This is a genomic window from Pediococcus parvulus, from assembly GCF_007990205.1.
Taxonomy (GTDB): Bacteria; Bacillota; Bacilli; order Lactobacillales; family Lactobacillaceae; genus Pediococcus; species Pediococcus parvulus.
Genome location: NZ_BJWE01000017.1, coordinates 23,975 through 36,782 on the forward strand (window position 1 = coordinate 23,975; position 12,808 = coordinate 36,782).

Annotated in this window: 15 protein-coding genes, 1 pseudogene and 1 other annotated feature; of the genes and pseudogenes, 14 read left to right on the forward strand and 2 right to left on the reverse strand. The window is 40.0% G+C overall.

Translation table 11 applies throughout. From position 1 onward, the window contains the following. The first annotated feature begins 46 nt into the window (after nt 1–46). The 7 genes from PPA04_RS05025 (at nt 47) to PPA04_RS05055 (ending at nt 5,437) form a co-directional block, all read left to right on the forward strand. On the forward strand, nt 47–406 hold the full coding sequence (locus PPA04_RS05025; RefSeq protein ID WP_057784188.1) for a hypothetical protein: 360 nt from the start codon (nt 47–49) through the stop codon (nt 404–406). A gap of 177 nt (nt 407–583) precedes the next feature. Further along, nucleotides 584–790 (forward strand) — a binding site (T-box leader). 80 nt (nt 791–870) lie between these two features. Next, complete coding sequence (locus tag PPA04_RS05030) at nt 871–1,428, forward strand: ECF-type riboflavin transporter substrate-binding protein (protein ID WP_057784190.1); 558 nt, start codon at nt 871–873, stop codon at nt 1,426–1,428. 4 nt (nt 1,429–1,432) lie between these two features. Further along, the gene (locus PPA04_RS05035) at nt 1,433–3,142 is read left to right on the forward strand and encodes an ABC transporter ATP-binding protein (protein ID WP_057784192.1); all 1,710 of its coding nucleotides are present in this window, start codon (nt 1,433–1,435) and stop codon (nt 3,140–3,142) included. Further along, nucleotides 3,135–3,968, forward strand: a complete 834-nt coding sequence (locus PPA04_RS05040; RefSeq protein WP_057784194.1) for an energy-coupling factor transporter transmembrane component T family protein — start codon at nt 3,135–3,137, stop codon at nt 3,966–3,968. Before PPA04_RS05035 ends, PPA04_RS05040 begins: the two co-directional genes overlap by 8 nt. Nucleotides 3,969–4,486: 518 nt before the next feature. Next, nucleotides 4,487–4,693, forward strand: coding sequence for a DUF1659 domain-containing protein (locus tag PPA04_RS05045; RefSeq protein WP_057784198.1), 207 nt, complete (start codon nt 4,487–4,489; stop codon nt 4,691–4,693). Nucleotides 4,694–4,753: 60 nt separating this feature from the next. Then, nucleotides 4,754–4,987 carry a DUF2922 domain-containing protein gene (locus PPA04_RS05050; RefSeq protein WP_057784200.1) on the forward strand — a complete coding sequence of 78 codons (234 nt, stop codon included), beginning with the start codon at nt 4,754–4,756 and terminating at the stop codon, nt 4,985–4,987. Nucleotides 4,988–5,215: 228 nt separating this feature from the next. Then, entirely contained in the window at nt 5,216–5,437 is a 222-nt protein-coding gene (locus PPA04_RS05055; protein ID WP_057784201.1) for a P8 family protein, read from the forward strand. 85 nt (nt 5,438–5,522) lie between these two features. Here the strand turns inward: PPA04_RS05055 and PPA04_RS05060 are convergent, their stop codons facing one another. Next, nucleotides 5,523–6,716 (reverse strand): MFS transporter, encoded by a 1,194-nt coding sequence (locus PPA04_RS05060; RefSeq protein WP_057784203.1) that lies wholly within the window; start codon nt 6,714–6,716, stop codon nt 5,523–5,525. Between the two features lie 89 nt (nt 6,717–6,805). After that, nucleotides 6,806–6,958 carry a hypothetical protein gene (locus PPA04_RS09560; protein WP_157077524.1) on the reverse strand — a complete coding sequence of 51 codons (153 nt, stop codon included), beginning with the start codon at nt 6,956–6,958 and terminating at the stop codon, nt 6,806–6,808. 138 nt (nt 6,959–7,096) lie between these two features. Here PPA04_RS09560 and PPA04_RS05065 point away from each other — a divergent pair, with 138 nt between their 5' ends. From PPA04_RS05065 to PPA04_RS05095, 7 genes and pseudogenes are all read left to right on the forward strand, one after another. Beyond that, on the forward strand, nt 7,097–7,423 hold the full coding sequence (locus PPA04_RS05065; RefSeq protein ID WP_057784216.1) for a DUF7671 family protein: 327 nt from the start codon (nt 7,097–7,099) through the stop codon (nt 7,421–7,423). Then, nucleotides 7,416–8,537 carry an A/G-specific adenine glycosylase gene (mutY, locus tag PPA04_RS05070; protein WP_057784205.1) on the forward strand — a complete coding sequence of 374 codons (1,122 nt, stop codon included), beginning with the start codon at nt 7,416–7,418 and terminating at the stop codon, nt 8,535–8,537. Before PPA04_RS05065 ends, mutY begins: the two co-directional genes overlap by 8 nt. A 17-nt stretch (nt 8,538–8,554) precedes the next feature. Beyond that, a complete protein-coding gene (locus PPA04_RS05075) occupies nt 8,555–9,244 on the forward strand; it encodes an NAD(P)H-dependent oxidoreductase (RefSeq protein ID WP_057784207.1) in 690 nt (229 codons plus the stop codon). Further along, complete coding sequence (locus tag PPA04_RS05080) at nt 9,237–9,422, forward strand: hypothetical protein (RefSeq protein WP_068806733.1); 186 nt, start codon at nt 9,237–9,239, stop codon at nt 9,420–9,422. Before PPA04_RS05075 ends, PPA04_RS05080 begins: the two co-directional genes overlap by 8 nt. A gap of 307 nt (nt 9,423–9,729) precedes the next feature. Continuing rightward, a pseudogene (locus tag PPA04_RS05085) lies at nt 9,730–10,913 on the forward strand (aminotransferase class I/II-fold pyridoxal phosphate-dependent enzyme). Between the two features lie 24 nt (nt 10,914–10,937). Further along, nucleotides 10,938–11,996 carry a PTS sugar transporter subunit IIC gene (locus PPA04_RS05090; protein WP_057784210.1) on the forward strand — a complete coding sequence of 353 codons (1,059 nt, stop codon included), beginning with the start codon at nt 10,938–10,940 and terminating at the stop codon, nt 11,994–11,996. Nucleotides 11,997–12,432: 436 nt separating this feature from the next. Then, the coding region (locus tag PPA04_RS05095; protein WP_147206735.1) for a hypothetical protein at nt 12,433–12,808 on the forward strand (376 nt) is incomplete at its 3' end.

Consider the following 12,808-nt stretch of genomic DNA (forward strand, 5'->3'; position numbering starts at 1 on the left):
CTTATGTTATTAAGAAATGTGTTATCTTCATAGTGGAGGGGTGTATATGAAGAAGAAAAGATGGTTGTCAATATTTGGAGTGTTAGTTCTTATCATATGTGGCGTGGCTGCATACATATATTTAAATTCTGATATGTATACCGTTAATCAAGTGAATTCTAAGATGAATAGTATGATTAGGGGAAAAAATTACAAGCAAATGAAAGCTGTTGCTAATAATCAGGATACATATATCTTTTTAAGAAGTCTGTCTAGCAAAGATAGAGTTAATGATACCTCGGATTTTCAAGGGGGCTCTGACGAGAATGCATATTACGTTACAGTAGTAAAAAATCAAGATTTAAATGTTTATATGCGTAAAACGGGGATAGCTAGTTGGGAGATTCGTCGTGTTGAAAAACAATAAAAAAGCTGTTCAGTGAGCTTGAATCATGCGTTCTTTTGATTAAGCATATTTAAAGGTTCTGGGTCACTGTACAATTTGGAGTGTTTTGTGTAACATAAAAATTTAATCCGTATTTTTATAGAAGGGTCTTGCCATAAAGTTCGTTTTGGAGTATTATCAAAGCTATTCAGAATATTAAAAAATGCTGTGAACAGATAAGTAGGAACAAAGCGGATTTTAAAGAGAGCTAGGATAGTGAAAACTAGTAATGAAGCTGTGCCGAAAATGGTCTGGGAGCATTGCAGTGAAATTAAACTTTAAGCTGCGGGTGTAAAAATCCTTATGAATCGAGATGAACGTTTTTGCGTTCAAATAAAGGTGGCACCGCGGTCAAACGTCCTTTACTTCAAATTGAAGTAAAGGCGTTTTTTTATACTTAGGAAACAAAATTTAAAAACTATTTTGGGTATAAGGGAGAGAGACTTATGAACAAAAAACAAGGTATTTCAGTTAGAACGGTTGTGGCAATCGGAATCGGAACGGCAATTTTCTTCGTTTTAATGCGTTATATTCCAATTCCAACTGGTGTTCCAGACACGAATGTTAATTTGGCTTACGGATTTTTAGCTTTAATGGGTGCAATTTTTGGTCCCGTTGCGGGTGGACTGATTGCCTTTTTAGGGCATATGTTTAATGACTTAACTTGGGGCGAACCATGGTGGACTTGGATCGTGGCCGATGGCATCTATGGTATTTTATTTGGTTTAACTAAAAAATATTTAAACATTGAAAACGGTGATTTAACGGCGCGTAAATTAGTGCTTTTCAACGTTTACCAAATCGTCATTAGTATCTTGGTCTGGGGTATAATTGCACCAACTGGTGATGTGCTCGTTTATTCTGAACCAGCTTCCAAAGTTTATTTACAAGGAATTACGTCAATTATTTGCAATGCGCTTTCAGTTGGAATTTTAGGAACCATTTTGTTGGTTGCTTACGCACGGACCCGTTCCAAGAAAGGCAGTTTAAAGAAAGAGTCTTAATTTTATGAAGAAACCAATTATTAGCTTTCAGGATGTGAGCTTTCAGTATCAAAGTCAGTCGGAACCGACGCTCCATCATCTGAGTTTTGATATTTATCCTGGTGAAAAGGTTTTGATTGCCGGGGCGTCGGGTTCAGGAAAAACCACGATTAGTCGGCTGATGAACGGTTTGATTCCGTCAGCTTATCCCGGAGAACTAAGCGGTAAAATTTTCATAAACGGAGAATCGGTCACGGATCAAACGATCTTTGACCTTTCTTTGCGTGTCGGGACAGTTTTGCAGGATCCAGATACCCAATTTGTGGGATTGACGGTGGCTGAAGATATTGCGTTTGCATTGGAAAATGATGCCGAGGATCAGTCGGTTTTAAAACAAAAAGCGAAGGATTGGGCGAAACAGCTGAAAATCCCCGCAATTTTGAATAATCATCCTCAAGAAATCTCCGGTGGCCAAAAACAACGGGTTTCAATGGCTGGTGTTTTAGTGGATGAAGGTAAAATCCTTTTATTTGACGAGCCACTGGCCAGTTTAGATCCGATTGCGGGACGGGAATCGATTGAGTTAATTGATGATATGCAAAAAAATGGAGCAACAACCACGGTTATTATTGAGCACCGGATTGAAGATGTTTTATATCGGCCGGTTGATCGGATTATCTTAATTGATCAGGGAAAACTGGTCGCCAATGACACGCCAAATACAATTTTGAAAAGTGGTATTTTAGCTAAACTGGGATTACGTGAACCCTTGTATTTGTCTGCGTTAAAATACGCGGGAATCGATCTAACTCAGGTGGCTGATGTGGATAGTGTGGGTAAAGTAGCATTGTCGGCAAGTACGATCAGTGCATTACAGGCCTGGGTTAAACCACAACAGGCTCGAGTCCAAACAATGGATGTTAAACCGATGCTACAAGCTAATAATATTTCATTTAGTTATGATTCGAAACAGGTTTTAAATAAATTAAACTTAAACATTAATGCGGGTGAAATGGTGAGCCTAGTAGGTCGCAATGGCGTTGGTAAAACGACATTAAGTAACATTATTACTGGCTTTCTTCACCAAAGCTCGGGTGATTTGGTTTTGAATGGTCATTCGATTAATGAGGCGTCGATTAAAGAACGTGCCGATCATATTGGGTATGTCTTGCAGGATCCTAACATGATGATTTCAAAGAATACTGTTTCTGAGGAAGTGGCGCTAGGCCTGACTTTGCGGGCAGTTGCTCCAGATGAAATTGAAAGGCGCGTTGCTGAAACGTTGAAGGTTTGCGGCTTGTTTGAGTTTCGTCATTGGCCAATCTCGGCGTTGAGTTTTGGTCAGAAAAAGCGGGTCACGATTGCCGCAATTTTGGTTTTGAATCCGGAGCTACTGATTTTAGATGAACCAACCGCGGGTCAAGATTGGCAACATTATACAGAGATGATGACATTTATTCGTGACTTAAATCGTAAAATTGGTATTTCGGTGATTTTTATTACCCATGATATGCATTTAATGATGGAATATACAGATCGCGTTGTGGTGCTAAATAACGGTGTGATTGCTTATGATGATCAGCCGATGAAACTCTTCGCAAATTTGGATCTCTTGAAACAGGCGTCATTAGTGGAAACGAGTTTGTTTACATTGGCGCAACGGATCAAAGTTGATCCAGAAGCTTTGATTGCGAGCTTTATCAATCAAGAAAAGGTGGTTCAGACGAATGAATAACAATGTTTTGATTGGTTATAAACAACGTGATAACTTTGTGGATCATTTGACTGGAACAACCAAATTAATTGGTTTGATTGCGTTATCCGTGATTGGAATGGTGAGCTTTGACACTCGTTTTTTACTGGTGTTGACGATTGGTTCATTGGCGTTATTTCGGCTGTCTGGGATTAAATTTCATGAAGTTTCTTTTATATTGAGCTTTATTACGGCGTTTTCAGTGTTGAATCTAATTGCAGTGTATATATTTGGACCGCAGTATGGTGTGCATTTGTATGGGTCGGAGCATGTGATTTGGCAGGGAGTGGGCCCGTACAATTTGACGTGGGAGCAGCTGTTTTACGAGTTTAATTTGTTTTTGAAGTATATTTTTACGGTGCCGTTGGCGTTGGTGTTTTTGATGACGACGAATCCGAGTGAATTTTCATCGAGTTTGAATAGAATTGGGGTTTCGTATCGGATTAGTTATGCGGTGTCATTGGCATTGAGGTATATTCCGGATGTGCAGAATGATTATCGTCAGATTAGTAAGGCCCAGCAGGCGCGTGGAAATGAGATTTCTAAAAAGGGAAAGTTGACGCATAGGGTGAAGGCGGCGGCACAGATATTGTTGCCGTTGATATTTACGAGTTTGGATCGGATTGAGACGATAAGTCAGGCGATGGAATTGCGTCGATTTGGAAAGTTGAAGAAGCGCAGTTGGTATGCGGAAAAGCCGATGAAGAGAAGTGACTTTGCGGCGTTGATGGTGATTGCGTTGGTGGTTGTGATTGGGATTTGTTTGTTTAAGCTGAATGCGGGAAGATTTTATGACCCGTTTAGGTAAAAGTGAGCGAGAGAAAGCGGTAAGAAAGGACCCATAAGGGAACCGGATGCGGGATCGCAATCCCGCGGGAGGTTTTCTTATGGGTCCTTTCTTGCTTTCTCGAGCTGTCCTAAGGCTCAGCGGAAAGCAGCAGGCGAAGACCGGATGCGTGCCGTAAGCGGGGGACTCCCCGCAGTAGGCAGGCTTATATTTTCCCTTTTATCGTTTTGCCGAGCTGTCCTAAGGCTCGGCGGAAAAAGGCAGGCGAAGAACCGGATGCGGGATCGCAATCCCGCGAGAGGTTTTCTTATGGGTCCTTTTTTGCTTTCTCGAGCTGTCCTAAGGCTCAGCGGAAAGCAGCAGGCGAAGACCGTAAGGGGGGGGGAACCCCACGCAGTACGCTATGTTCAGAATCAAAACAGGCAATTTTTCACTTTTTTTAATTTTTTTGTTTACATTTGGCATCCTGAAACGTTATTAGTATATGTAAGCCGTCGCGACACTTACTAAAATGAAAAGAAAACTTGGAGGGTATCAAAATGGAAAAGAATTGGTTAAAGACTGCTATTGCAGTAACAATGTCAGGTGAAGGTCATGAAGAAGGTCTCAAACGAAGTTTCGCTAATATGCCAGAAACTGTCACTGACGATCAGATCAAAGGCTTAGGCAGCGTTCTTGAAGCAGTTTCAAACGATAAATTTGATTTTGCAACTGTCACAACTACAGAAAAAATTGTAAACAACTAAAAATAAAAAAATCCCGCTCAAAAACTACTGTGTACATCAAAAATCAAGGAGGATCCAAATATGAAACAATTAGATATGGAATTCGTAAGCAGTCTCGGCAAGGTACGTCACATTAAGTTGAAGTATGTGAATGAAGGGTTAGAGGCCCCCGCAGTAAAAACTGCAATGACACAATTAGCAGGTTTGAAATTATTCGTGAAAGATGACGAAGAATTATATGCCAAACCACAAGCTGCTAAGTATATCGAAACAATTGATACACCATTGTTTGATGATGATGCGATCAAAGCGTAATTAAATGAAAAGGGGTAAACGCATTCCGGGAACGGAGCGGTTACCCCTTTTTTGAGAGAGTTGAAAATAAAAAGTGCTTTTTTACGCCAGTTTTCAAAATTAGTGTTATAACAAGGGTGTTGGGGTATTCTAAACTAAGACAGACTACACAGCAAGCCGGAAGTGGTACTTGGTGGCTACTGAAAGATTACTGTGCTTCACCCAAAAATATAATTGGAGGTTTTTGATATGGCAGCAACAGCTTATGTAGAAAAAACCGCGCTTTTAGACACGGCAACCAAAGATATTTTTGACTGGAGTGACGATGCAACTCCATTGCGTGATGCAATGTGGGACAAAGTCATGGATAGCAACAATCATAATACCGATGCAACATCTGAGCAGGCCGCAAAGTGGGAAGACATGAATGATTCCGACTTAAAGGCTGCAGCTGAGAAGTTATTGAAGTAAAAATTGAATATTGAACGGCTTGTAAAGTTGCTCAAATTAAATAAAAGAATTAACGAAAATGTGTTATTTTCGCTAATTCTTTTTTCTATACTTTCATAAAATGGTCAGCATATATAATTAATCCAATAAACAAAAGACAAATACCGATGATGAAAAATGTTGTCCCAAACTGCAGCCAAGTGATTAAGGCCCCCACAACTGGAAACAGTGCAATCATAACTAGGCTAAACATCATGCTCATAACGCTGAGTAAGGTGGCACGTGCGTTTGATGGAATTTGTTGTTGTAAAAAATCATTGAAAATTGGTTCTACCACTGCGGTTACCAAGCCAATTAGGACAAAACAGCCGGTTAAAATAAGGATGTGTTGAAAAATACTGAGTAAGAGGCCGACAATCATTAAACAGACCAGACCAACAATGAGCCGGCGTTTCGACCAGTGATTTTCCAGTGTCGGTGCACTTTTGGCACCCAAAATGTTAAAGCAGGCGGCAATCACAATGATCATACTAATTTGCCATCCCGAAAAATGGTAGTGGGTCATGAGGGTTTGAAAATAAAAAAAGTAGGTAGTGCCAATTGCCTCATAGCAGGCCAGAAACAGCATTAAACCAGTAGTGACGGGATGACTAGTCATAAACTGCCAGCTAGTTTTCAGGATTGTGGCAAAGCTTGTCGGTGAGTCGGTTTCGCTAGTTGTTGAAGAATGAGGTTCTTGCATTCGCAAAATTGCAATAATGGCCAAAAGAGACGTAAAAATATAAATGACGTAGGTTAGTTCGAAATGCCAATGCACAAAGAATCCGGCGACAATCAGTCCCAACATGTCAGCCAGTTCATAAATGGCGTTGAGATTGGCTGTGATTTTGAGATAGTGTTTCTCTAAATGGTCGGTCTTGAGAGTCTCAAAAATGAGGGCTTCGTTGGTGCCAGAGTTCAAATTATAAGAAAATGCTTGAATGATAAACGCTAGCGCAAACCACCAAAAGCCGGCTCCCGATAAAAAGAGAAATCCAGATAGGATTGCCATGATCCGACCCATAATTAAAACTGTTTTGTAGGAAAAGCGATCGGCCAACGTCCCAGATGGTACTTCAAATAAAAGACTGGCAACGTGAAAGATGCTTTCAAGGAGACCGACTTGAATTAAGCTCATGCCATGTTGGGTCAAATAAATGACCCAGAGGCTGGTAATGCTAAAAAATGCCCAAAAACTATAATGATAGTTGGCGTGGATGGTGCGTTTAACTGATAAATGATTTGAAAATTTAGTTTCCATGATGTCACTCCTATAAGTGTGTAGCGACCATCAAAAAAGGCGAGTCGAAAGTACGATCCGCCTTAAAGAAATTCAATTGTGGCTCATAATTAAGCACGCATTTGAACGGTCGCATAGTTAGATTGAGGGTTAAAAATGGACAGACTGGTCCCGTTAGCCTTCAAAATGTACGATTCCGCACAAACGATCCCCAAAAAATCGAGGTAGTCAGCAAGATGATTAGATGTTGAAATGACTGACATAAACGTGCTCCTTTCCGTGTAAATGATAATAAAAGTGTAGCATATTCATTTTTTTCGTACAAGGTGGTTTTGGTGATTGTTAAAATTTTTGAATTTAGTGTATATTTTGAACTGAACCTAAATGGAGGACAAAACGACTTGAAAGACAAATATGAAGTTTATCGATATACTGGAATCCCAGTGGTTAAAAATCGTTCTGGTAACTATGAGTTTAAAACAGACGAGTCCGGTCAGGTAAAACCTCATGATTGGCGAACAGGCAAACATACTAAAGGCAAGTTTAAGCGAAATGGACAAGTATTTTTAACAGAAAATAATTTGTTTGTGACCGTAATCGAAGTTGAAAAAATGCCATTTAATCGCCGCCATACTGTGACGCCATTGCAACGATTCACTTCGGAATTTATTAATGAACAACTTTTAAAAACAGGCAGAAAAGCTGTGAGGAATCTTCAAAATGATTAAATGGTCAGATAAAAAAATTAAAGAGTTTCGAGTCACCTTACTAAATTGGTATGATGCCAATTGCCGTGACCTTCCCTGGCGTCAAGATCATGAACCTTATCACATTTGGGTTTCAGAAATCATGCTCCAACAAACACAGGTAGCTACGGTAATTCCGTATTATCAACGTTTTATGAAGCAGTTTCCAACGATTGAAGCGCTGGCGCAAGCGCCCGAAGATCAATTACTGAAAGCATGGGAAGGCCTGGGCTACTATTCCCGGGTGCGCAATATGCAGCGAGCCGCTCAACAACTATTGGCAGATTATGACGGTCAGTGGCCGCAAACTAAAGCCGAATTACAGGAACTCGTTGGGATTGGACCATACACGGCGGGTGCCATTGCGAGTATTGCGTTTAATCAACCGGAACCCGCAGTGGACGGCAATGCGTTTCGGGTATTTTCTCAACTTTTAGAAATTGAAGCAGACATTACGAAACCGCAAACGCGTGGTATATTTGAGGATGCAATTCGCCACATTATACCTGCTGATCGGCCAGGTGATTTTAATCAGGCTATTATGGATTTGGGCGCGAGCTTTATGACAGCCAAGAATCCAGATAATGTCCATTCACCAGTTCGAGAATTTAATCAGGCGTACATAGATGGGCGTGTGGCTGAATTTCCAGTCCGTTCGAAACGCTTGAAACCAGTTGATAAACACTACTTTGCGTTAGTTTTGCAAACCCCTAAAGGTTACCTTTTTCAGCAACGTGCCAGCAATGAACTACTAGCCAAGTTGTGGCTATTTCCGCTGATAGATACAGATCAGTTAAAAGTGGAGAATCCTGATTTGACTGATGACATGGTTATCGAAGCCGCTGAAAATAAATTTCTGGCCGACACTGAAATTAAAGCTGACCTTCAATTCGTGGATGCACCGATTGTAAATCACACGTTTACACATCAAAAGTGGCACGTCACATTAGTAAGTGCTGAACTTCAGAATCAACCAGACTTGAGTCATTTTGCTGGTCAGGTGGTCCCTGTCGAGAAACTGGCGACGATGGCATGGCCGACACTGCAAAAGAAACTGTGGACAGCCTATGAAAAACGGCAAATTAAGTTATTTTAAACAAGAGGGATATAAGCGTGAAAACTTTAATTATTGTGGCTCATCCAAAATTGATTGAGTCTGGAACTCAAAAATTCCTAAAAACTAGTCTCACTAAAATGGAAGATGTGACGTGGCATGTATTGGACGTGACCCAACCTCATTTTGATGTGGCTGCTGAACAGGCTTTGCTACAAAAACATGATCGGATTATTTTTCAATTTCCATTGTATTGGTATAGCGCACCGGCTGTTTTAAAACAGTGGGAAGATGAGGTGTTAAACCGTAATTTTGTATACGGAACTCAACGTGCACTAGCTAAAAAGGAACTGGGCATTGTCGTTTCCACTGGCGATCCTCAGCGTGGTTTTGTAGCTGGTGGGGATGAACAATTCACCTTGTCGGAATTATTACGTCCCTACCAAGCGTTGGCAAATAAAGCTGGTATGACTTATTTACCTCCGTTTTCAATCTTTCAGTTTGCTTATTTAACTGAGACGGCGAAACAACGGTTGGTCATTGATTATCAACAATATATTACCAATGCTGAATTTCAAAATTTTCATGGACGTGAGTTATGGTTTGAAGATCAACTCAAACAAAAACTAGCAGATTCACCTGATTCGCAAAAATTAACACAGATTTTGACGGCCATTCAGGATAATCGGGAAGATTTGGAAGAATTGGGTTGGACACTTTCAATGATCAAAGATGACGAGGATGAGTAAATTGGATACCAATGAATGGGTAGAAGCACAATTAAAAGAGTTATCGAAAATGAGTAAACAGTATGAGGATCGGGCCTTTTATCTAGCCTTACTCGATTTAGTTGAAGAGCAGCAAAAACGTTTAATTCAAAGTCAGGGTGAGGTTGATGGTCGAACTTGGAATCCAAGCAAATGGTAGTTTATCGAAAAAAATTTAAATTATAGCTTGATTAAAAGAATTAAAATGGTATGATAAAAACACATCTTCAATTCAAGGGAGTTTTAATTATGAAAATTAAACCACAAACTCAATTGAATAGCAGTCGTTATTACTTTTGGTTTTTCCATGTGTGATTTGTGGGAGCCAAAAGCGTTTTAGAGTGAACTAAAACCGGCCGCACAGATCACGTAAATGACTGTGCGGGGGTATAAAAGTGTTACTGAACCCTTTTCAGTCATTAATCGTGACTGGGAAGGGTTTTTATATTTTATGAGGAGGAAGAGACATGAGTAAATTGATTGGTCACATGAAAAAAGAGTTAGCAGAGTTAAAGCCTTCAGATATTTTGGCGTTTAATCAGGAAATTGCGGAGATTCCCGATATTGTCAAACTGACGTTAGGGGAACCTGATTTTAATACGCCGGAGCACGTTAAAGCTGCTGCAATTCGAAGTATTGAAAATAATGAAAGCCACTATACTAATTCGCGGGGGACGTTAGGATTGCGTAAAGCAGCTGCCAACTTTTTGAAACAAAAGTATGCATTGGATTACAAACCAGAGTCGCAAATCCTAGTCACAACGGGTGCCACCGAAGCCATTTATTCGTCGTTAACTGCAATTTTGAATGCGGGCGATACGGTAATTGTGCCAACGCCAATTTTCCCATTGTATATTCCGATTACGATGTTAAATGGTGCCAAGCCAATCTTCGTGGATACCTCCGATAATGGATTTATTCTTTCACCAGAGAAGTTGGCTGCCGCGATTGAAGCAAATAAGGATACGGTAAAGGCCGTTGTCCTTAACTTTCCTAATAATCCAACCGGCGTAACCTATCAACGTGAGGATCTCGAAAAAATCGCGGCCGTTATTGCTAAATACGATATTTTTGTCATTAGTGACGAAATATATAGTGAGCTAACTTATGAAGGAACCCACGTTTCAATGGGGACCATTTTGCCAGAACAAACCCTTGTTTTAAACGGCGTTTCCAAGTCACACGCGATGACCGGTTGGCGAATTGGATTGTTGTGTGGACCAGCGGATGTGATTACTCAAATCGGCAAAGTGCATCAATTTGCGATTACTTCGGCAACCACAAACGCCCAAGCTGCGGCTCAAGAAGCGTTTGAAAACGGGATGGATGATGGGCAGAAAATGCGCGCCGTTTATCAAACCCGGCGTGATTTATTATTAGAAGGTCTGACTAAAGCCGGGTTCACCTGTGCGAGTCCTAACGGGGCATTCTACCTATTTGCCAAAATTCCAGCAACTTTGAATCAAGATAGTTGGAAGTTCTGTTACGATTTGGCTAAAAAAGCAAAAGTGGCTGTGATTCCGGGAGCTTCGTTTGGTCCTGGTGGTGCTACGTCCGAATTAGCTATGCAGCTAGCACGGAAGATTTAAAAAAGGCAATTAGTCGTATTCAAGACTATGCAGCAAAACAGGCGTTATCAACTGTCAACTAACACATAATACGATGAGTGGTCGATATGGATCAGATTAAAACCAAGAAAATTAGTAAAGAAGTTGTGATGAATACCTTAAACGGATTATCAATTGGAATTATTGTGGCGTTAGTCCCAAGCGTGTTATTGAATCAATTGTTAACTGCCCTATTACCAGTATTTCCAGCGGGCAGTAGTATTATGATGATGACGAATGCCGCGATGGTATTGTTACCAGCAGTGAGTGCAGTGTGCGTGGGGATGCTGGCTAAATTTTCACCGATTCAAACCACTTCAATTGCCTTAGCCGCGGTGATGGGAGCTGGCAATTTTAAAGTCGGTACCAACGGATTTTTAGTGAGCGGTACAGGAGATGTGATCAATATTGCGATCACCATTATGATTGGTTACGTGCTGATTTTGTTATTAGGCAAACGGCTAAAAGCTTACACGATTTTATTAATTCCAACTTTAGTGCTGGTGATTGCCGGCGGAATTGGGATTTTAACGTTGGGTCCCGTTAGTGGGATTACAAAACTTCTCGGTATTGGAATTATGCAATTAACCAGTTTACAGCCATTACTGATGGGTGTTTTATTAGGAATTGTTTTTGCACTTTTAATTATTTCACCAATTTCATCGGTCGGTATTGCTGCAGCTATCAGTATTCATGGCGTGGCAGCTGGTTCAGCAAACTTAGGGATTGTTGCAGCGGGATTTGCCTTGGCAATCTATGGGTGGAAAGTAAACTCAGTAGGGACTTCCTTGGCCCACTTCTTGGGATCACCAAAGATGCAAATGGCAAACATTATGTCACGCCCAAAATTAATTGTGCCAATTATGATTAACGCTGGAATTTTGGGTGGCCTCGGGGCTGTCTTGAATATTCAAGGAACTGCAATGAGTGCTGGCTTTGGTTTCTCCGGATTAATCGGACCTGTTGCCGCACTTAACGGGATGGAACAAGTTACAGCTGGCTCGATAATTTTGGTAACCATTATGTTTCTTGTGTTACCAATTGGATTAGGATTGGTCAGCAATTACCTGTTTGCAACGAAACTCCATTACTACGAAAACAGTGATTTTGAGTTGAATTACGCTTAAAAAAATTTTGAAGTTCAGATTGAGTAGCCTCTATAAACGAAAAAAACGGTGTTCAAATTCTTATCTAGAGATTTGAGCACCGCTTTTTATTAATCAATGGCCAACAGTTATTTGTAACTAAAGCTATTGGCTTATATTGAATGTATAAATTCACATTCGTTAAACGTTCGTTGGATTATCAACAAGACATTCGTAGATAAAAGAAACAGCATCGTTAGAATTTTGAGTTGTGTTCATATATCTCGTCTCCTTATTTGAATAATTAAAACAGTATGATAACCATTGACATACATTCTAATCACTTTATAATTAATGCCAACACATTTTATAAAGAAGGAAATTATAATGGCTAGTTATATTATAAATGATAAGAATTTTGATTGTTATGAGGTTATTCATGGAGAATTTTTTGACTGTATGAACGAGTTCTTATCAAATGCCTAAAAAAATATGTGATGTCTATGACCCGTTATTACCTACATTACTAATATCAATTCACAAGATATATGTCAAGCAAATTTTAAGCGGCAAAAAAGTCATTGAATATAGAAAAAAGTTTTTTAATGATCCGTTTCAAGCCTTTGTTTACACTACTGGAAAAAATGGTGGTATTGAAATGTTTGTCAAATGCGATGCCCCAATTATAGATAATGCACATAAGTTAGCTACGATCGGGGAAACGATTCAACACGATAATTACGGTGATATATTTGATTACTTCAAAGAAAAAAATACAGGATATATTATTCCGATTATTGAAGTTTACCAGTTTAAAAAGGTAGACCTTCAATATTTACGTACAGAATTACCGG

Excerpts from the sequence above, each read along its gene's own strand:
- PPA04_RS05025 (WP_057784188.1), top strand. The coding sequence starts at position 47 with ATGAAGAAGAAAAGATGGTTGTCAATATTTGGAGTGTTAGTTCTTATC.
- PPA04_RS05030 (WP_057784190.1), top strand. The coding sequence starts at position 871 with ATGAACAAAAAACAAGGTATTTCAGTTAGAACGGTTGTGGCAATCGGA.
- PPA04_RS05035 (WP_057784192.1), top strand. The coding sequence starts at position 1,433 with ATGAAGAAACCAATTATTAGCTTTCAGGATGTGAGCTTTCAGTATCAA.
- PPA04_RS05040 (WP_057784194.1), top strand. The coding sequence starts at position 3,135 with ATGAATAACAATGTTTTGATTGGTTATAAACAACGTGATAACTTTGTG.
- PPA04_RS05045 (WP_057784198.1), top strand. The coding sequence starts at position 4,487 with ATGGAAAAGAATTGGTTAAAGACTGCTATTGCAGTAACAATGTCAGGT.
- PPA04_RS05050 (WP_057784200.1), top strand. The coding sequence starts at position 4,754 with ATGAAACAATTAGATATGGAATTCGTAAGCAGTCTCGGCAAGGTACGT.
- PPA04_RS05055 (WP_057784201.1), top strand. The coding sequence starts at position 5,216 with ATGGCAGCAACAGCTTATGTAGAAAAAACCGCGCTTTTAGACACGGCA.
- PPA04_RS05060 (WP_057784203.1), bottom strand. The coding sequence starts at position 6,716 with ATGGAAACTAAATTTTCAAATCATTTATCAGTTAAACGCACCATCCAC.
- PPA04_RS09560 (WP_157077524.1), bottom strand. The coding sequence starts at position 6,958 with ATGTCAGTCATTTCAACATCTAATCATCTTGCTGACTACCTCGATTTT.
- mutY (WP_057784205.1), top strand. The coding sequence starts at position 7,416 with ATGATTAAATGGTCAGATAAAAAAATTAAAGAGTTTCGAGTCACCTTA.
- PPA04_RS05080 (WP_068806733.1), top strand. The coding sequence starts at position 9,237 with ATGAGTAAATTGGATACCAATGAATGGGTAGAAGCACAATTAAAAGAG.
- PPA04_RS05090 (WP_057784210.1), top strand. The coding sequence starts at position 10,938 with ATGGATCAGATTAAAACCAAGAAAATTAGTAAAGAAGTTGTGATGAAT.